This window comes from Borborobacter arsenicus (genome assembly GCF_003934165.1).
GTDB lineage: Bacteria > Pseudomonadota > Alphaproteobacteria > Rhizobiales > Rhizobiaceae > Pseudaminobacter > Pseudaminobacter arsenicus.
Window position 1 is genome coordinate 280,504 of the sequence record NZ_ML133508.1, and the last position, 18,179, is coordinate 298,682.

Annotated in this window: 17 protein-coding genes; 7 read left to right on the forward strand and 10 right to left on the reverse strand. The window is 61.5% G+C overall.

Annotation, left to right across the window (positions count from 1 at the left end; all coding sequences use genetic code 11):
• Window positions 1-62: 62 nt before the first annotated feature.
• On the forward strand, window positions 63-1,268 hold the full coding sequence (locus EET67_RS01355) for an O-antigen ligase family protein (RefSeq protein WP_128624399.1): 1,206 nt from the start codon (window positions 63-65) through the stop codon (window positions 1,266-1,268).
• A gap of 129 nt (window positions 1,269-1,397) precedes the next feature.
• Here EET67_RS01355 and EET67_RS01360 read toward each other — a convergent pair whose 3' ends face one another.
• A complete protein-coding gene (locus EET67_RS01360) occupies window positions 1,398-1,916 on the reverse strand; it encodes a GcrA family cell cycle regulator (RefSeq protein ID WP_128624400.1) in 519 nt (172 codons plus the stop codon).
• A 341-nt stretch (window positions 1,917-2,257) separates the two neighbouring features.
• On the opposite strand from EET67_RS01360, the gene EET67_RS01365 reads away from it, so the two are divergent.
• The 3 genes from EET67_RS01365 to EET67_RS01375 all read left to right on the forward strand — a co-directional run bounded on the left by EET67_RS01365 (window position 2,258) and on the right by EET67_RS01375 (window position 5,537).
• Window positions 2,258-3,445, forward strand: coding sequence for an aspartate aminotransferase family protein (locus EET67_RS01365; RefSeq protein ID WP_128624401.1), 1,188 nt, complete (start codon window positions 2,258-2,260; stop codon window positions 3,443-3,445).
• 19 nt (window positions 3,446-3,464) lie between these two features.
• The gene (argF, locus tag EET67_RS01370; RefSeq protein ID WP_128624402.1) at window positions 3,465-4,382 is read left to right on the forward strand and encodes an ornithine carbamoyltransferase; all 918 of its coding nucleotides are present in this window, start codon (window positions 3,465-3,467) and stop codon (window positions 4,380-4,382) included.
• A gap of 162 nt (window positions 4,383-4,544) precedes the next feature.
• The gene (locus EET67_RS01375; RefSeq protein ID WP_128624403.1) at window positions 4,545-5,537 is read left to right on the forward strand and encodes an Hsp33 family molecular chaperone; all 993 of its coding nucleotides are present in this window, start codon (window positions 4,545-4,547) and stop codon (window positions 5,535-5,537) included.
• Window positions 5,538-5,664: 127 nt separating this feature from the next.
• Here EET67_RS01375 and apaG read toward each other — a convergent pair whose 3' ends face one another.
• Complete coding sequence (apaG, locus tag EET67_RS01380; RefSeq protein WP_128624404.1) at window positions 5,665-6,054, reverse strand: Co2+/Mg2+ efflux protein ApaG; 390 nt, start codon at window positions 6,052-6,054, stop codon at window positions 5,665-5,667.
• Between the two features lie 173 nt (window positions 6,055-6,227).
• On the opposite strand from apaG, the gene EET67_RS01385 reads away from it, so the two are divergent.
• Both EET67_RS01385 and EET67_RS25490 read left to right on the forward strand, forming a co-directional pair.
• The gene (locus EET67_RS01385) at window positions 6,228-6,833 is read left to right on the forward strand and encodes a CDP-alcohol phosphatidyltransferase family protein (RefSeq protein WP_128624405.1); all 606 of its coding nucleotides are present in this window, start codon (window positions 6,228-6,230) and stop codon (window positions 6,831-6,833) included.
• 155 nt (window positions 6,834-6,988) lie between these two features.
• Complete coding sequence (locus EET67_RS25490) at window positions 6,989-7,138, forward strand: hypothetical protein (RefSeq protein WP_165899748.1); 150 nt, start codon at window positions 6,989-6,991, stop codon at window positions 7,136-7,138.
• Between the two features lie 257 nt (window positions 7,139-7,395).
• Here the strand turns inward: EET67_RS25490 and hydA are convergent, their stop codons facing one another.
• From hydA to galE, 6 genes are all read right to left on the reverse strand, one after another.
• A complete protein-coding gene (gene hydA / locus EET67_RS01390; protein WP_128624406.1) occupies window positions 7,396-8,853 on the reverse strand; it encodes a dihydropyrimidinase in 1,458 nt (485 codons plus the stop codon).
• Between the two features lie 114 nt (window positions 8,854-8,967).
• Entirely contained in the window at window positions 8,968-9,438 is a 471-nt protein-coding gene (locus tag EET67_RS01395; RefSeq protein WP_128624407.1) for an acyl-CoA thioesterase, read from the reverse strand.
• Window positions 9,439-9,442: 4 nt separating this feature from the next.
• Window positions 9,443-10,603, reverse strand: coding sequence for an iron-containing alcohol dehydrogenase (locus EET67_RS01400; protein WP_128624408.1), 1,161 nt, complete (start codon window positions 10,601-10,603; stop codon window positions 9,443-9,445).
• Between the two features lie 96 nt (window positions 10,604-10,699).
• Window positions 10,700-12,523 carry an alanine racemase gene (locus EET67_RS01405; protein WP_128624409.1) on the reverse strand — a complete coding sequence of 608 codons (1,824 nt, stop codon included), beginning with the start codon at window positions 12,521-12,523 and terminating at the stop codon, window positions 10,700-10,702.
• Between the two features lie 10 nt (window positions 12,524-12,533).
• Window positions 12,534-13,784: a D-amino acid dehydrogenase gene (locus tag EET67_RS01410; RefSeq protein WP_128624410.1), complete on the reverse strand. Its 1,251-nt coding sequence runs from the start codon at window positions 13,782-13,784 to the stop codon at window positions 12,534-12,536.
• Between the two features lie 60 nt (window positions 13,785-13,844).
• Window positions 13,845-14,834, reverse strand: a complete 990-nt coding sequence (galE, locus tag EET67_RS01415) for a UDP-glucose 4-epimerase GalE (RefSeq protein WP_128624411.1) — start codon at window positions 14,832-14,834, stop codon at window positions 13,845-13,847.
• Between the two features lie 201 nt (window positions 14,835-15,035).
• Between galE and hemA the strand changes: the two genes are divergently transcribed.
• Entirely contained in the window at window positions 15,036-16,313 is a 1,278-nt protein-coding gene (gene hemA, locus EET67_RS01420) for a 5-aminolevulinate synthase (RefSeq protein WP_128624412.1), read from the forward strand.
• Window positions 16,314-16,360: 47 nt separating this feature from the next.
• Here the strand turns inward: hemA and EET67_RS01425 are convergent, their stop codons facing one another.
• On the reverse strand, window positions 16,361-17,527 hold the full coding sequence (locus EET67_RS01425) for a pyridoxal phosphate-dependent aminotransferase (protein WP_128624413.1): 1,167 nt from the start codon (window positions 17,525-17,527) through the stop codon (window positions 16,361-16,363).
• A 145-nt stretch (window positions 17,528-17,672) separates the two neighbouring features.
• Entirely contained in the window at window positions 17,673-18,092 is a 420-nt protein-coding gene (mscL, locus tag EET67_RS01430; RefSeq protein ID WP_128624414.1) for a large conductance mechanosensitive channel protein MscL, read from the reverse strand.
• Window positions 18,093-18,179: the final 87 nt, after the last annotated feature.

Consider the following 18,179-nt stretch of genomic DNA (forward strand, 5'->3'; position numbering starts at 1 on the left):
GCCACTATCCGTCGGCGCATCTGCCTTGCGCTGGCACCCGCACAGCTTAAGCGGCATCAGGCATGAAGTTCACGACACGGTCATTTCTTCTGCGTCGGCGTATCGACAGCTGGATTTTGCTGGCAGGTGCGGTGAGCCTGCCTTTGCGGATAGGCCTTGCTGGGGTCGCAACATTCTTGTTTTCCTGCATAGGCGCTTATCTGGTCGCGGCTCGGCACCGGTCTGTCCGGTTCTGTTCGAACAGGTTCCAGCTATTTGCCGTTCTGTATGCAGTCTGGTCGTGCAGCCTCATCCTGTGGCGCGACGACCATCCGCTGGATGATCGCCAACTCGGCTACAGCCTGCTGTTTGCACTGTTTGCATTTGCAGGGGCGGGCATGGTGCTGGTTGCCAGGCCCATGCGCATATTCGTGCTCGGCTCGCGCATAGGGGTGGCGCTTGCACTTGCGGTCGCTCTTGGAACGTCGCTGCTGTTTGGAGGACGGATCGGCATCGGCGGCAATGAAGCAGTGTTCGGTTTCGTGGTGGCGGTCGCCGTACTGGCCGCCACCATTCCGATAGGCGCTCCGCCCAAGTGGGCGCCGAACGGGCCGTATTATCTGATCATCGGCAGCGGCGCCGCCCTGCTTTCCGAGACCCGTTCAGTCATAGCGGTCCTGTTGATCTTCGCATTGGTCGAACTCGCCCTTGCGCTGAAAAGCTATTCCGTTCGCGCAAAAGCAGGCACAGCGGCAATTATGCTGGCGGTTCTTGTAGCGATAGCGCCGCAAGCAAAGGACTTCATCGAACGCAGGGTTATCGCAACGACGCTCATTTACAGCGGGTTTCTGGAGCAAGCCGATTATTCGGGCAGAATCCGTCTTGCGATGTGGAAAGGTTCCGTTGAGATTATTGCAGAGCATCCGGTTGCCGGCGTTGGTTCCGGGGTCAAGATGCAGGCGGTCGGCGACAGGCTGGACCCTTCCGACAAGATCGCAGAGAAATTCCACCATGTTCACAACTCGGTTCTGGATGAGTTGCTGAGCCATGGCCTGATCGGACTGTCGCTGATGCTGGCGGCGCTCGCATCTGCTCTTGGGTTCATTTGGCGCCACAGCGGCGTTACCGCCGAGAGGCGGAATCTCGTATATTTCTTTTTGCTTACAGTCTCTTATGGCGCGCTCCACAACCCGTTCCTGCACGAGACCACGCTTGGAGCAATTTTCCTCTATCTCGGAGTGTTCAACGCAGCGCTAAGGCAACGGCGTTTGTCCTTGGCCTCGGCCTGACTTGGCCAAGGCACCGGTCCCCCGGATCCAGGTTAAAAGTAGTCGCCAAGAGCGCGCTGCGATGAGGCCGGGCAGATGGGTCTGTTGCTTCGAGGGGGATTTGCCCGCATTCGCAAGCCGTAGCCCCCGTCAGCGGCTCCTGCGCCGCTCGGCAGCCGGCTGAAATGCGATCTTTGCATGATATTTGCAGTAGGGGCCAGTTTCTGCTGCGTCATTACCGCAAAAATGGAAATCCTCCGACAGCGGGTCGCCATTTGGCCATTTGCAGGTGCGCTCGTTGAGCTCCACCAGTTGCAGGTGCCGTGAAATCGGCACCACCACGTCTTCGACCGGGCGGATATAGTGGCGGGCAACGGGCTCGGCGTCGAACTGGGTCTGCAGGGCAGTTGCGCCGATTGAGGTGACGGTGCGCGTGGTGGTTGTGCTGCGGGTCGCCACCGGCTTCACGCTGGCCGCGCCATTGGCAACCTTCTTCTGGCGGGCAGGCGCTGCTGTCGCACGTCCGCGGCTCGAGAGCTTCAGCCGGTGGACCTTGCCGATTACCGCATTGCGGCTGACACCGCCCAGCTGCGCCGCGATCTGGCTGGCGCTAAGGCCTTCCGCCCACAATTTCCGAAGGGTTTCGACGCGCTCGTCAGTCCAATTCATGAGAGCTTGCTCCTGCTGCAATTGTGCGGTTGCCGGAATCCTTTCCCGTCCCGACACATGTCAGGTCGACACCACATATATAGGGTGATTAGGTGTGCCGCACGAAATCTGGTTTTTTCTTGAGTTCAAACTACCCTACTGGCTGACTCCGTGACAAGAGTCCGGAGTGCAACACCGAATCGGTTTTTGAGGTTTTCCCCAACTTGCCCGCGTAAAGGAGCCAGGGGCTTGGTAGGTGTGGTTGCGTGACGTTTTCGTTGACTTCATGGCCGGAAAGGCAATATGCCCAATAAGCCGCCGCTTGGGCGGCTTTTTGGTTTTCCGACACCGGAGAGCATATAATGAGCGGTTCGGCGATTTACGATACTTTTGCGCGTGCGCCTCTTTCCTTCGATCGGGGCGAAGGCGTCTGGCTGATCACGCAGGACGGCCAGCGATATCTTGATTTCGCCGGGGGCATCGCAGTCAATTCGCTTGGCCATGGCCATCCCGCTCTGGTTGCGGCGCTCACCGAACAGGTCGGCAAGCTGTGGCACACTTCCAACCTGTATGAGATCCCGGAGCAGACGCGCCTTGCGGAACGGCTGGTCGCGGCTACATTCGCCGACAAGGTGTTCTTCACTAATTCGGGTGCCGAGGCACTGGAATGCGCGATCAAGACGGCCCGTCGCTACCATTATGCGGCCGGCCGGGTTGAGCGGTTCCGTATCATCACCTTTGAAGGGGCCTTCCACGGCCGCACGTTGGCAACCATCGCCGCCGGCGGCCAGAAGAAATATCTCGAAGGTTTCGGCCCGAAAGTCGAGGGCTTCGATCAGGTTCCGTTCGGGGACATGGAAGCGCTGGAAAAGGCAATCACGCCCGAGACTGCGGCGATCCTGATCGAGCCGGTACAGGGCGAGGGCGGCATCCGGGAGGTTCCGGCCCAGATCCTGAAGCATTTGCGTGAACTGTGCGACCGCAATGGCCTGCTACTGATCTTCGATGAAGTTCAGTGCGGTGTTGGGCGCACCGGCAAGTTCTTCGCGCATGAGTGGTCCGGTGTTACCCCGGATCTGATGGCGATTGCCAAGGGCATCGGCGGGGGCTTTCCGGTCGGCGCCTGCCTTGCCACGAGCGAGGCAGCTTCCGGCATGATAGCTGGCGTGCATGGAACGACCTTCGGGGGCAATCAGCTCGCCATGGCGGTGGGCAACGCGGTGCTCGATGTCGTACTGGAGCAGGGCTTTCTGGAGGATGTCGCGCGCAAGGCGTTGCTGATGAAGCAGGGACTTGCCGCCATTTCAGACGAATTTCCGCAAATTATCGAGGAGATCAGGGGCACTGGCCTGATGCTCGGCATCAAATGCAAGGTCGAGAACGGCAAGGTCAATGCAGCCCTGCGCGACCAGCATCTGCTTGCCGTGCCTGCGGGCGACAATGTCGTCCGGCTGTTGCCGCCCTTGACCGTTTCGGATGAGGAAATCCGCGAGGGCTTGGGGCGCATCCGTGCGGCTGCGAAAAGCCTTTCCGAAGCCGCATCCAGCTAACGAACGCCTGGGGTTCGCCATGACCAGTGGTATCCGCCACTTCACCGATCTTTCCACCACCGCAGCGGCAACGCTGCGCGGCATCCTCGATGATGCTGCAGCCCGCAAGGCGCGCCTGAAAGCCGGCGAGCGCTCGCGTCCGCTGGAAGGCAAGGTCCTGGCGATGATCTTCGACAAGCCTTCGACCCGCACCCGTGTTTCCTTCGATGTCGGCATGCGTCAGCTCGGCGGCGAAACCATCATGTTGACCGGCACTGAAATGCAGCTCGGCCGCTCCGAGACCATTGCCGATACGGCCAAAGTGCTGTCGCGCTATGTCGATGCGATCATGATCCGCACCACGGCACATGAGCGCCTGGTCGAGCTTACCGAAAATGCCACCGTGCCGGTAATCAACGGCCTCACCGACGATACCCATCCCTGCCAGATCATGGCCGATATCATGACGTTCGAAGAGCATCGCGGCCCTGTCGCGGGCAAGACCTTCGCCTGGGTTGGCGATGGCAACAATGTTCTGCATTCGCTTTTGGAGGCATCGGCCCGCTTCGGCTTCAACCTCAATATTGCCGTGCCCAAGGGCAGCGAGCCGCAGCAGAAATATGTCGACTGGTCGCTTGCCAATGGCGGTGCCGTCAAATTTACCAGCACCGCCGAAGAGGCGGCTACGGGAGCCGATTGCATCGTCACCGACTGCTGGGTGTCGATGGGGCAGGAGCATCGGGCGCGGGGTCACAATGTCTTTCTTCCCTATCAGGTGAATGCCGCGCTGATGGGACATGCCAACCCTGACGCGCTGTTCATGCATTGCCTGCCTGCCCATCGCGGCGAGGAAGTCACCGACGAGGTTATCGACGGGCCGCATTCGGTGGTTTTCGACGAGGCGGAAAACCGCCTGCATGCGCAGAAGGCGGTGCTGGCCTGGTGCCTGGGTGCCTGAAGGGCACTGCTTGCGCATCCGTTGAGGGCATTGACCGCGCTTGGCCGGCGGCCTTGATTGTCCGGCTGGGCATCCCTATTTGCGGCCATCGCTTGCCTTTCATTTGAACCTTGGCGTTTCCGGACTATCCTGCCCGGACGCTGCTTCCCGGGATTTGGACTCGTGGCTGACAATGAACTGAAACTCGGCGAATTCGGTTTCGCCGGCGACGACACTGTGGTTCCTTTCGATGTCGGGCCGCTGGATGTGCGCGGCCGCATGGTCCAGCTAGGTCCGGTGCTCGATCAGATTCTGGCACGCCATGCCTATCCCGAGCCCGTTGCCCGGCTGCTCGCCGAAGCGGTCGTGGTGACCGTGCTTTTGGGCACGTCGCTGAAATTTGAAGGCAAATTCATCCTTCAGACCCGCACTGACGGGCCGGTCGACATGCTCGTCGCCGATTTCGCCACGCCGCAGTCGCTGCGCGCCTATGCGCGCTTCGACGCGCAGCGCCTGCAAGCGCTGCTCGATGCCGGTGATGCGGTCCCGCAGGCGCTGCTTGGCAAAGGGGTTCTGGCGCTCACTATAGATCGGGGCGCGCATATGCAGCGCTACCAGGGTATCGTGCAACTCGAAGGCACTACACTGGAAGAGGCGGCCAAGACCTATTTCCGCCAGTCGGAGCAGATCCCGACCGACGTGAAATTGTCGGTAGGCAAGCTGGTGCTGCCTGCCGAGGGCGGCAGCCGCGAGCATTGGCGGGCCGGCGGGTTGCTGGCGCAGTTCCTGCCCAAGGCGGCGGAGCGGCGGCACATGCCCGATCTGCATGGCGGTGATGGCGATCCGGGCGAGCCAACCGCGGCACGTGAGCCGACGGACAATGCCTGGCAGGAGCTTCTCGCGCTGGCTGCGACAGTCGAGCACAATGAACTGCTCGATCCGGCCGTGGGCTCGGAGCGACTGCTTTATCGCCTGTTCAACGAGCATGGCGTACGTGTCTATGACGGCACGCGTGTCCTGGACGAATGCTCCTGCTCACGCGAACGCATCCGAGGCATACTCGACAGTTTTTCGGCTGACGAGATCACCGAAAGCGTCGAGGACGGCGTCATCCGCGTCAACTGCGAATTCTGCTCCAAGAAGTATGAATTCGAGCCGGCGGAGTTTGCCGCGTAGGAAGCCGGTTTCTTGTCCGGATTGTGTAAAAACAAAGGGTTAGAGCGGTTTAACAATTCGTTAGAAAATGAACCGCCTGGGCTTGATGTTACCCCTCCGGCCCGTTGGGGCCGGAGGATCTGCGACCTCAATTCACGGTCTTCGGCGTCGGCAGATCGAGCGAAAAGGCCGGGATGTCGACGTCGAACAGTTCGTCTCGCGCATTGCGCATCGTATAGCGCCCGACCATGATGCCCGAAGGGGTCGAGAGCGGGCAGCCCGACATATATTGGTAGCTGTCGCCGGGGCCGAGTTCCGGTTGTTCACCGACCACGCCGGCACCGCGCACTTCCTCCACCCGCCCCAATCCGTCAGTGATGTGCCAGTAGCGCGACAGGAGTTGCACCCTTTCGTCGGATTGATTGGCAATCGTTACACGGTATCCCCAGACATAGCGGCTGTCTTGCGGATCGGAGCGGTCTTCCAGGTAAAACGGCTCGACGGTCACTTCGATGCCATAGGTCGTGGTGCTATACATGGCTCGTCACTCCGTCTCGGCCCTGCTGGGTTCAATGAAGTTCATACCCATCATCGGCCTGATTGTGATTTCCGCATGGCAGGCTGTTTCCTTCTATTGCACGAAAGCCCATCGTTTCTAATAGCTTGGGCCAGACGGTAAACGCCGGCCTTCGTCATTCAGGAGATTTCCCCATGCTGGACGGCTGGGCACGCAGGCATCTCGACCCCATTCTCGATGCGGCCGGCAGTCGAATTGCCACCGCCGGCATCTCGGCGAATGGTGTGACGCTTGCCGCCTTCGCCGTTGGAATTGCCGCCGCGGCCTTCATTGCCCAGGGCTGGTTCCTCACCGGTCTCGGGCTTCTGCTCGTCAGCCGGTTGGGCGATGGGCTTGACGGTGCTGTCGCCAAGGTGAGGGGCAAGACTGATCTTGGTGGATATCTCGACATAGTCCTCGATTTTACCTTCTACGGCGCGATTCCGATCGGTTTTGCCCTGGCGGACCCGGCGGTCAATGCGGTTGCCGGCGCGGTTCTGGTGTTTTCCTTCTACGTCAACGGAGCGAGTTTCCTCGCCTACGCTGTCATGGCCGAAAAGCGCGGTCTGGAAAGCGAGGCGCGGGGAGCAAAGTCGCTGTTTTTCACAACCGGGCTGGCGGAGGCCACCGAAACGCTCGCCGTCTTCGTCGCCTTCTGCCTCTTGCCGCAGTGGTTTGCACCGATCGCCTACGGCTTTGCGGCACTCACTTTCTACACGGCGCTGTCACGCATCGTGCTGGCCGCGCGAACCTTCAGATAGGCAAAAAAAGCTGGCGGCGCGACTTGTAGGCCGCTTTTTCCCACATCCGTGCAGCGCGATATAGTAGTTGTCGATCCTTATATAGTTATGCATACTTCAGGTAATGGCACCTTGGAGGAAAATCTTCCAAGTATATTATGTGGGAGATAAGTACAATGGAAAAGGAATTCGGCAGGAACAAGGCAATTGTCAGCAGCGCTGATCACGTGCGTGGCGGTGGTACAGAAAATTCTCTTTTACCGATGCTTATCGGTGGCCTCATCATGATCGTGATCGGCGCGATTATTGTGATGGCTTTTGTGTGAGTTCCAGAGCACTCATTTTTTGCGCCTTAATAGATATATTTTACATATATCATTTTATCCGGGGCCGAGCCGGCGCGACTCCAATATGCGCACATAAGGCGAGTTCTGGGCTCGGCCTGGTCCTGGCGGCCCCTTGGGGCTGGTCTTTTCGGACTGGAAGCGGCCCCAAGAACACACTCTGCGCCACTTTGCCGCTATGCCAAACACCCGGCGAGACATTCGCCGGGTGTTTGGTTTCGACAGTCCTGCCGTCGTGCCTACACGCCGATCGGCATATGTTCCGCCGACCGGGTGACGGCGCGCGGGGCGGTGATTTCCTTCCACTTCGACAGCGCCTGATTGACCGCAGGGAAAGGGCGGCGCTTGATGAACTTGCCGCGTCCGGGCTGCGGCATCGAATTTTGCCCCTCCGACCAGACGATATCGCCACGAGACAGCGTGTAGCGTGGCAGGCCGCGCACCTTGAAGCCCTCAAAGACGTTGTAGTCGATGATCGACTTCTGATTGGCGGCCGAGATCGTCTTCGACAGTTTGGGGTCCCAGACGACGAGATCGGCATCCGAACCGGGCAGGATAGCGCCCTTCTGCGGATAGATGTTGAGGATCTGGGCGATATTGGTAGAGGTCACCGCGACGAATTCGTTCATGGTCAGGCGACCCGTTTCCACGCCGCGCGACCATAGCACCGGCATCCGGTCTTCCAGCCCACCGGTTCCGTTGGGGATCTTGCGGAAGTCGTCGAGGCCGAGCGTCTTTTGCTCGCTGGTGAAGGCGGCATGGTCGGTCGCCACCACCTGCAGCGAGCCGGCCGCCAGCCCGGCCCACAGGCTGTCCTGATTGCGCTTGTCACGGAAGGGCGGCGACATCACCCGGCGGGCGGCATGCATCCAGTCGGGGTTCTGATATTCGCTTTCATCCAGTGTCAGGTGCTGGATCAGCGGCTCGCCATAGACGCGCATTCCCTTCTGGCGTGCCCGCCTGATGGCTTCGTGGCTCTGCTCGCAGGAGGTGTGCACGATATAGACCGGCACGCCGGCGGCATCGGCGATCATGATGGCGCGGTTGGTTGCCTCCCCCTCGACTTCCGGGGGCCGGGAATAGGCATGAGCCTCCGGGCCGGGCACGCCCGCATCGATATATTTCTGCTGCAGGGCCGCAACGATGTCGCCGTTCTCGGCATGAACCAGCGGCAGCGCGCCAAGGGCGGCGCAGCGCTGGAAGGAGGCGAACATCTCGTCGTCATTCACCATCAGCGCGCCCTTATAGGCCATGAAATGCTTGAAGGTGTTGATGCCGCGCTCCACCACCTTGGCCATGTCGGAAAAGACCTGCTCCGACCAGCTGGTGACGCACATATGGTAGGAATAGTCTGATGAAGCCTGCCGCGTGGCGCGGCCTTCCCACTCCTGCAGTGCCGCCAGCATCCCGTCCGGTCCTGGGATGACGAAATCGACGACGGTTGTGGTGCCGCCGGAAAGTGCGGCGAAAGTGCCGCTTTCCCATGTTTCGGCTGCCGTGGTGCCCATGAAGGGCATTTCCAGATGGGTGTGCGGGTCGATGCCGCCCGGCATCACATAGGCGCCCTGCGCATCCACCACCGTATCGCCGGAAAGGTCCTTGCCGATCGCCGTGATCTTCTCGCCTTCGATCAGTATGTCGGCCTCATAGGTTCTGTCGGCGGCAACGATGGTGCCGCCCTTGATGACTTTCGACATTGCGGTCTCCTTCCTCAATCCATCCTCCGGCGGCGGGGCCGCCGCATTCCCCAATGGTGGCCTCTTTCGGCGCGGATTTGACAGCGCCGTGGGCCGGATATCGATTAGGCCACTCTACCCCCTTTCGGATGGCGGCAAAGCGCTTTCCTGAACCGAGATGGCCGTCAGCGCGCTCCGCAGCCTGGCGTCGATGGGCGTAGGCCGTCGCGTGTTTCTGTCGACATAGACATGGACGAAGAAGCCTTCGGCGGCGGCGGTCTGCGCGTCGTTGCGAAACAGGCCGATCTCGTAGCGCACCGAGGAGGTGCCGAGTTTCGCCACCTTGAGCCCGGAGGTGATCAGGTCCGGATAGCCCATCTCGGCAAAATAGCGGCAGCCGGTTTCCACCACCAGGCCGATGCGCGCGCCGCCACCGATGTCGAGCAGGCCGTTGTCGATCAGCCAGCCGTTCACCGTCGTGTCGAACAGCGTGTAGTGGACGGTGTTGTTCATGTGGCCGTAAATGTCATTGTCCAGCCAGCGGGTGGCAATGGTGCGGAAGGCCCTGTAGGCGTCGCGCGTCGAGGGGGCAGGCCGCTCGCTCATCACCTCACCATGCCGCCCGGTAGATGGAAAGCGCATCGGCCTCGGAAAGCCCGCGCGGATTGTTGACCAGAAGCCGCGTCTGCTTCATCGCATCCGCCGCCATCTTGGCCAGATGTTCTTCGCCGATGCCGACATCGCGCAGGCGCGGCGGCAGGCCGAGCTTGCCCGCCAGCGCGGCCAGTTCCGCGATGAAGGCGGCGCAGCGGCCCTGGATGTCCTGCTCGCGCTCCAGATGCGGGAAGACATCGGCGGCGATCTCGGCATAGAGATGGGCGGCCTCGGGCGCGTTGAAGCGCAGCACATGCGGCAGTACCAGCGCATTGGACAGCCCATGCGGCACATGGAAGGTGCCGCCGATCGGATAGGCCAGCGCATGCACGGCCGCCACCGGCGAGTTGGCGAAGGCCTGCCCGGCCAGCATGGAACCCAACAGCATGGCGCCGCGCGCCTCGACGTTGTTGCCGTCAAACACCGCTTTCTCGATATTGGCGCCGAGCAGCCGCAAGGCCTGCCGCGCCAGCATCTGCGACAGCGGGTTGTTGTTGGCGCTCTTCGAGGCATAGGCCTCGATGGCATGCACCATGGCGTCGATGCCGGTGGCGGCGGTGATCGCCGGCGGCAGGCCGAGCGTCAGTTCGGCATCCAGCACGGCGATGTCGGGCAGGATGATGGGAGACGACGCCCCGCGCTTTTCCTCCGCACCCACCGTGATGATGGACACCGGCGTGACTTCCGAGCCGGTGCCCGCGGTGGTCGGCACCAGCACCAAGGGCAGGCGCGGGCCCTTGGCATTGCCCACGCCCCAGGCTTCGTCCAGAACCTCGCCCGAACCGATCAGCAGGGCGGCAAGCTTGGCGACATCGAGCGAGGAGCCGCCGCCAAAGCCGACGACACCGGCCACCGAGGCCGCCCGCCCGGCCTCGACCGCCTTGTTGAGCGTTGCCAGCGACGGATCGGCCTCGACCGCATCGAAGACCGTGACCGCAATGCCCTCATCCTCCAGCGAGCGCAGCGCATGATCGCACAGCCCCAGCTTGCGCAGGCCCGGATCGGTGACCAACAGCACCCGGCCGCCGAGGCCGGGCCCGGCAAGCCTGCCGAGGCGGCCGGCCGCCCCTGCCTCGAAGATGATGGACGACGTCGTGTTGAAGCGGAAAGAATCCATTGTGGTGTTGATCCTGGAGTATGATGCCGAAAGCGGGAACCGGCTTTCGGGAAGGATCATGCTCCAATGGAGAGATGGATCAAGTTATTATCTCGTCTAAAGGATGCGCTTACCGAATGCGGACATGACGAAATTCACCGCTTCGGAGGCGATATGCTCGTCGAGGTCGCGGGTCAGGCCTGAAACATTCATCGAGATCATGCCGCCATTCAAGGCTATTGTTTCCATCGCCTGATGGGTCTCGCGAACGGTGATCCCGCCGGCCCCCTTGCTCCAGCCATGCATCTCGGTTGCGCTCGGCGAATAGCTGACGTGAAAACCGCGCGTGCCCGATGAAGCGACCTTCAGCGCCTCGCGCATCACGTCGCGCATGCCCGAAGCGTCTATCTCCGCCATGGTGAAGACCGAAATGCGGGAGCTTTTCAGCAGGCGGGCTTCGGCCGGGTCGGCATGGCGCAGCCCGACAAGGACGACGTTTTCCGGCGAAAGCTGCGGCTGGGCGGCCCCCAGTCTTCCGTCTAGGCCGAGCAGGCGCGTAAGCGCCGAGAAATCTGGTCGCAGATCCGGTGTTGTGTTTGGCGGCATGAGTGCGGCAATCGAGTCGATCCAGATCAGCCCGAGTGCGTCGGCGTTGCGTGCCGAGGCGGCCACGGCGCGCAAAGCGACCCGCCTGTCCTCGCCTGCGGAAAGCCGGAGGGACGTATCCGACATGGCCTCTCCGTCCCCGGTCATTGCAACGTCATAGTCCATGGCTTGCAAGCGAGCGTCGATGGCGTAGCGTACCAGCAATTGCGAGGCTGCAGGCTCTGCGTCGATCACGACCACCTTGGGCGGGGCAATGGTTTCGGTGTCCTGTATCGGTGTTTTTTCTACATATTCCGAGGTCATCGCCGTCAGCAGAGCGCCATAGTCCATGCGGAAGCTGACGCTGTCTCCGACCGCAAGCGCAGGGTCGGCATCGGTCACATCCAAAACGAGATGGTCGCTCGATGCGCCGAGAACCCTCACGCCTTTCTGGATCGGGGTCAGACCCTCAACGATCGTGTCCTCGCGCCCGATATTGGCGATGGCACGCAGCCGGTCGCCTTCGTCGACAAAGAGCGGCCTCTTGCCGAAGGCGTCGAAGCCCGCTTCGCCGATCGGCAGCGACGGCTTGAGTTTGACCTCGATCAGTTCTCCCGTCAGACGAAAGGCATCGGTCTCAAGTTCCGGCCACGGGTCGGCGCGGAAAGCGTCCACGCCGCCTTGCAGGATCGCCTCGCCGATCCGAAGGTTGTTGATCCCGGCGGGCATGCGTCCCGCTTTCAGCAAAGGCAGCGAGGATGAATTGCCGCCGGAAACCCAGTCCAGCCCGACGCCGGTAAGCCGTTCGATCTTGTAGGCATGGGCGACGAGCTGGCCAAGATTTTCCTCCGTCGGTACGATGGCGCCGAAGCAGGTGAGGTTGGTGCCGAGGCCAGCGATGCGCACGCCACGAAGTTCCAGGATTTTCTCCACAGTTGGCAAGAGGTCGTTGGGCCAGATGCCTTCCCGGAGGTCGCCGAGATCGACCATCACGATGATGTCGTGGATGCGGCCCATGCGCTCGGCCACGCGCGCAATTTCGCGGATCGTCGCCAGTTCTGATTGAAGGCTGATGTCGACGGTGCGCACCACTTCCTCGACGCGGGCCATTGGCGGACTGCGCAAAAGCATGATCGGGCAGGAAATGCCGCTGTCGCGCAGGCGGCGGATGTTTTCGAACCGGGATTCGGCTATGCCGGCAACGCCCCCGCGCAACATAGCGCGCGCCACCTGCGGCATGCCGCAGGTGCCCTTGGTGACCCCAAACACCTTGATGCCCGAGCGATTGCACAAATCGACAACGGTCCTTGCATTGCGCTCTATGCAGCCAAGGTCGATGGCGATCTGCGGTCCCATTGCCCGAGCCTCAGTTCACCGGCACCAGGCCTTGCGGGTCGATGTCAGGCTTGCGGCCGGCCACGACGTCGGCCAGGAATTTTCCCGAACCGGCAGCCATTGTCCAGCCGACATGGCCGTGGCCGGTGTCGAGATAGAAGTTTGCATAGCGGCGCGTCGGCCCGATCACCGGCACCGAACTCGGCATCATCGGCCGCAGCCCCGCCCAGCATTGGGCCTTCCTGTCGTCCACGGCGCCCGGGAACAGTTCATGCGCCGATCGGAACATCCGGGTAAAATCGCTCGGCCGGTGGCTTCTGTCGAAGCTCGCGAATTCCGCCGTCGAGGCCAGCCGCAGGCGATTGCCGATGCGCGAATAGGCGACGTAGCGGTCCTCGTCGACGCCGCCCATCGTCGGCCCCTTGGCGGGGTCCTCCAGTGGGATGGTCGCCGTATAGCCCTTGATCGGATAGATTGGCAGGTCGATGCCATGGCGTCGTGCGAAAACGCCGCTTTCCGGGCCCATGGAAAGGACGACGGCGTCGCATGCGATCGCACCATTGGCCGCCCGAACCGTGCGCACGCGCCCATCGGCGATATCGAGGCCCTTGACCTCGTTGTTATAAAGGAAAGTCACGCCGAGCCGATCTGTTGCCCATTGTGCCAACCGCGTGGTGAACAGGAGGGAATCGCCGGTCTGGTCCATCGGCGAATAGATGCCGCCGGCAATCCGGTCGCCTGAGTCCGCCAGGCCGGGTTCGATTTCGAACAACCGCTTGCGGTCCACCACTTCCATTTCAAGGCCGCGCTCGCCGATATAGCGGAAGTGCTCAGCGCCTGTATCGAGGCCCTGCTGGGTACGGTAGAAATAGACGATGCCCTTGCGGCGCTCGTCAAAATCGATGCCCGTATCGGCAGTGATCTCATTGATGCAGTCACGGGCATGAAGCGCAAGCCGCAGCTTCACTTCGGTATTGGCGTTAGCACGCGTTTGTGTGCACTGGCGCAGGAAACGCCATGTCCAGGCAAGCAGATAGGGATCGCGCAACCTCAGCTTTATGCCGAGATCGGGCGTGTAGAGCGATTTAATGAAGGTCCTGAGCGCGGAAGGGGAGCCCCAGGCATAGGCGTCTCCGGGCGAAACCAGTCCGGCATTGCTGTAGCTCGTGCCTTGCGCCGGCCCATCGTGACGCTCGATCACCGTGACCTCGTGGCCGTCACGCGCTAGATAGTATGCGGCCGCAGTGCCGACGACGCCTGCGCCCAGAACCAGGATTTTCATCAAGCCCCTCAAATTCCCTCGGCCACGCCATGGCCGGACCGGACGGGGTCCGGCCGAATGCTATCGCGTGTTCTTGCCGGTCAGTATTCTTTCCCACGAAAGCGCATCGCCGACAATGCCGTCAAGATCGTCATGCTCCGGCTTCCAGCCGAATTCGCGGCGGGCAAGATCGGAATTGGCAACGATCGCGGCTGGGTCGCCGGCGCGGCGGGGTCCGGTCGTCACCTCGAAATCCTTGCCGAAGACGCGGCGCACGCTTTCGATCACCTCCAGCACCGAATAGCCATGGCTGTAGCCGCAATTGGCGACCAGGCTGTCGCCGCCATCGCGCAGCCGCTGCAGCGCAAGCCGATGCGCGGCCGCCAGATCGCTGACATGGATATAGTCGCGCATGCAGGTGCCGTCGGGCGTCGGATAGTCGCTGCCGAACACCTGCATGGATGCCCGCTTGCCCAGCGCCGTCTCGCAGGCGACCTTGATGAGATGGGTGGCGCCCGGCGTCGACTGCCCGGTGCGGCCCTTCGGATCGGCCCCGGCGACATTGAAATAGCGCAGCGCGGTATAGCGCAAATCATGCGCCATCGCCGCGTCGCGCAGCATCCATTCGCTCATCAGCTTGGAGGTGCCGTAGGGTGATTCCGGTGCCAGGCGGGCGTCCTCGCGAACTGGCTCCAGCCCGGCAGTGCCATAGACCGCCGCCGTCGATGAAAAGATGAAGTGGCCCACCTTCTCGCGCACGGCGGTTTCGATCAGCGAGCGGGTCTTGCAGGTATTGTTCTCGTAATAGGCGAGCGGATCGGCAACCGATTCCGGGACGATGATCGAGCCGGCAAAATGGATGATGGCGTCGACGGAGTATTCCCGAATGATCGAAGTAACAAGCTCACTGTCGGCCACGTCGCCGACCACAAGCGTTGCCTCGGGCGCGACAGCCCAGTCGAATCCCGTGGAGAGGCGGTCGATGACGACGACTTCTTCGCCGGCGTCGATCAGTTCCCACACCATATGGCTGCCGATATAGCCGGCGCCGCCGGTCACCAATACGGTCATATGAGCCTCCATTTTGCGGCAATATCTACAATTATCGGGACAATCGCGAAAGTGCTCCCGCAGCTCTGAACAGCACAACCACGGGCGGCATTTCGTGCCCGCACTTACACCAAAGTGCAGCGTGGCAATTTGACCGTCATGCGGTAATAGACGAAATGACGAGCTTGCGTTTATGATCCCAGCCAAAATTGGGAAGCCGAGATGAACTATCAGCGTTTTTTCGAAGAAGCGATAGACCAGATTCATGCCGAACGGCGCTATCGTGTTTTCGCAGATCTTGAACGAATCGTCGGTTCCTTCCCACAGGCCATATGGCGCAACAATGGCGAGAAGCGGGAGATCACCGTCTGGTGCTCCAACGACTATCTCGGCATGGGTCAGCATGAAGACGTCATCAGAGCCTTCCAGGAGGCAGCCGGCAAGATGGGGTCCGGCGCTGGCGGCACACGCAATATTTCCGGCAACAACCATCCGCTGGTCGAGCTGGAGCACGAGCTTGCCGATCTCCACGGCAAGGAATCCGGGCTGGTGTTCACCTCGGGCTTCATCTCCAATGAAGCGTCGATCTCCACGATCGCTCGCTTGCTGCCCAACTGCCTCATTCTTTCCGACGAGCTCAACCACGCCTCGATGATCGAGGGCGTGCGCCGCTCCGGTGCGGAAAAGAAGATTTTCCGTCACAACGACGTCGCGCATCTGGAAAGCCTGTTGCAGGCGGCCGGGCGTGAGCGCGCCAAGCTGATCGTGTTCGAGTCCGTCTATTCGATGGATGGCGACATCGCCCCCATCAAGGAGATTGCCGATCTCGCCGAAAAATATAACGCGATGACCTATATAGATGAGGTCCATGCCGTGGGCATGTATGGCCCGCGCGGCGGCGGCATCACCGACCGCGAAGGCCTGGCCCACCGCATCGACATCATCGAGGGAACGCTGGCGAAGGCCTTCGGCACGCTCGGCGGCTACATCACCGGAAAGACCGCCATCATCGATGCGGTGCGCTCCTATGCGCCGGGCTTCATCTTCACCACCGCCTTGCCGCCGGCAATCGCTGCGGCTGCCACCACGTCGATCCGGCACCTCAAGAATTCGCAAGCCGAGCGTGATGCGCAACAGCGCCAGGCAGCACGAACCAAGGAGGTGCTTGCTTCGGTGGGCCTGCCGGTCATGCCTTCGGCCACCCATATCGTACCGATCCTGGTGGGCGACCCCGAGCTTTGCAAAATGGCGACCGATCGCCTGCTTGGCGTCCACGGCATCTATATCCAGCCGATCAACTACCCGACGGTGCCGCGCGGCACCGAGCGTCTGCGCATCACGCCCACGCCTTTCCACAACGATGCCCTGATCGATGTGCTCAAGGATGCGCTGGTCGAGACCTGGAACGCGCTGGGTATTCCCTATCGTACCGAGGGCCAGACCTCGGTTGCCGAAAGCGAGCGGATCGTTTCGCTGCTGGTGCCCAAGTCGGGCGGCTGAAAAGATCGTCCGTCCTGGCCGCCACTGGCGGCCGACACCCATAGAAATCAGATCGTGCGAATCCAGCCGGCGAGCCTCGTTGCAGCCTCTTCGAGCTGATCCAGCCTTCGATTGAAGCACAGCCTGAAGAAGGCTTCGCCGCCGTCACCGAATGCCGTTCCGGGCGCCAGCCCGACATTGGCCTTGTCGACGATCTCGAAGGCCGCGCTGCGGGAGTTGGCGACCCCATCCACCGCAAAGAACAGGTAGAAGGCGCCCTGCGGAACGCTGAGGCGCACTCGTCCGGTTTCACCCAATATGCCGCAGATCAGATCGCGCGCCTGCTTCGCCCTCTCGATCTGCGAGGCAAGGAAGTCGTCGCCAAGCTCAAGGGCCGCCACGCCGCCGCGCTGCATGAACGGAGCAACGCCTGACGTCGAATACTGGATGAGGTTTTCGAATGTCTGTTGCAGCGAGGGATGCACGCGCAGCCAGCCCATGCGCCAGCCGGTCATCGCCCAGTTCTTGGAGAAGGTGTTGACGAACAGGATACGGTCTTCGTCCTCCATGATGTCCATGAAGGAGGGAGCGCGTGCCCCGTCGAAGTAAAACAGGGCATAGATTTCGTCAGCGATGATCCAGAGCCCGTGCCGCCGAGCAAGCTTGAGGACGGCCTTCAGCGTGTCGATATCGGCTGTCCAGCCGGTCGGGTTAGAGGGGCTGTTGAGGAATATCGCCTTGGTGCGCGGCGTGATAGCCGCCTCGATCTTGCCGACATCGCACATCCAGCCATTGTCGGAGTGATCGAGTTGCACGCCGACCGGGCGCGCGCCGGCGATGCCGGCTGCACCGGCAAAATTCGGCCAGGCCGGGGTCAGGTAGATGACCTCGTCGCCGGCACCCGCCGTCGCCTGAAGCGCAAGCTGGATTGCCTGCATGCCGCCGCCGGTCACCAGAAATTCCTGGTCGGCAAAGTGCCGTCCGAAATGACGGGCGTGGTAACGGGCGAGCGCCTGCCGCAATTCAGGGATGCCGCGTTGCCAGGTGTAGAAGGTCTCACCGGCATTTAGCGCCTTTGTGGCGGCGTCTGCGATGAAGGCCGGGGTTGGCAAATCGCCTTCGCCGACCCATAGCGGGATCAAGCCGTCGCGACCGCGGCCGTAATTGGCAAGGGCGACAATGCCGCTTTCGGGAGCGAGCCGAGCTTCGGTGCGCAGATGTTCGACGAGGGTCATGGCGGCCTCACTGAATGGTCGTGTCAGAGTGCTACACGCTTTCGCCGCTCGTCGGAACTGAAAAGCCCCGGCCTTTTTATGGGCCAGGGCTGGCTATGGTTGGCAATTGCCGCGACCCTGCAACCGCAGGATCGGTCGGCGAAAACTATCGCTTGGCCAGGAGGTCGCGAATTTCCGTCAGCAAGGCGATATCGGCAGGCGGTGCCTCCGGTGTGGCCGGCTTTTCGGCGATAAGGCGGCGCCGCATATTGTTGACGGTCCGCACCATCAGGAAAATGATGAAGGCGAGGATAAGGAAGTTCAGGACGACGGTGGCGAAACTACCATAGGCGAAAACCGCGCCTTGCGCCTTGGCGGCATCGAGCGATGTTGCGGTGACGGCTGACGACAAGGGAAAGAAGTAGTTGTTGAAATCGAGTCCGCCGAAAATCGCGCCGACGATCGGCATGATGATGTCGTTGACCAGTGATTCGACAATTTTGCCGAAGGCGGCGCCGATAATGACGGCAACCGCCAGATCCATCACATTGCCCTTGGAAATGAATTCCTGGAATTCCTTTAACACTGTGTCCTCCTTAAGCTGACGACCGCGCGACCATATCGCCCGCCGCTTGTGATGCCGGCCGGTAAAGTCATCATAACAAAAACTTCA

Bases quoted from the DNA above. Each gene is read 5' to 3' on its own strand.
- hemA (WP_128624412.1), top strand. From the start codon at position 15,036: ATGAACTATCAGCGTTTTTTCGAAGAAGCGATAGACCAGATTCATGCC.
- EET67_RS25490 (WP_165899748.1), top strand. From the start codon at position 6,989: ATGGAAAAGGAATTCGGCAGGAACAAGGCAATTGTCAGCAGCGCTGAT.
- EET67_RS01395 (WP_128624407.1), bottom strand. From the start codon at position 9,438: ATGAGCGAGCGGCCTGCCCCCTCGACGCGCGACGCCTACAGGGCCTTC.
- EET67_RS01425 (WP_128624413.1), bottom strand. From the start codon at position 17,527: ATGACCCTCGTCGAACATCTGCGCACCGAAGCTCGGCTCGCTCCCGAA.
- EET67_RS01385 (WP_128624405.1), top strand. From the start codon at position 6,228: ATGCTGGACGGCTGGGCACGCAGGCATCTCGACCCCATTCTCGATGCG.
- EET67_RS01400 (WP_128624408.1), bottom strand. From the start codon at position 10,603: ATGGATTCTTTCCGCTTCAACACGACGTCGTCCATCATCTTCGAGGCA.
- EET67_RS01410 (WP_128624410.1), bottom strand. From the start codon at position 13,784: ATGAAAATCCTGGTTCTGGGCGCAGGCGTCGTCGGCACTGCGGCCGCA.
- EET67_RS01360 (WP_128624400.1), bottom strand. From the start codon at position 1,916: ATGAATTGGACTGACGAGCGCGTCGAAACCCTTCGGAAATTGTGGGCG.
- EET67_RS01365 (WP_128624401.1), top strand. From the start codon at position 2,258: ATGAGCGGTTCGGCGATTTACGATACTTTTGCGCGTGCGCCTCTTTCC.
- EET67_RS01405 (WP_128624409.1), bottom strand. From the start codon at position 12,523: ATGGGACCGCAGATCGCCATCGACCTTGGCTGCATAGAGCGCAATGCA.
- argF (WP_128624402.1), top strand. From the start codon at position 3,465: ATGACCAGTGGTATCCGCCACTTCACCGATCTTTCCACCACCGCAGCG.
- hydA (WP_128624406.1), bottom strand. From the start codon at position 8,853: ATGTCGAAAGTCATCAAGGGCGGCACCATCGTTGCCGCCGACAGAACC.
- galE (WP_128624411.1), bottom strand. From the start codon at position 14,834: ATGACCGTATTGGTGACCGGCGGCGCCGGCTATATCGGCAGCCATATG.
- EET67_RS01355 (WP_128624399.1), top strand. From the start codon at position 63: ATGAAGTTCACGACACGGTCATTTCTTCTGCGTCGGCGTATCGACAGC.
- apaG (WP_128624404.1), bottom strand. From the start codon at position 6,054: ATGTATAGCACCACGACCTATGGCATCGAAGTGACCGTCGAGCCGTTT.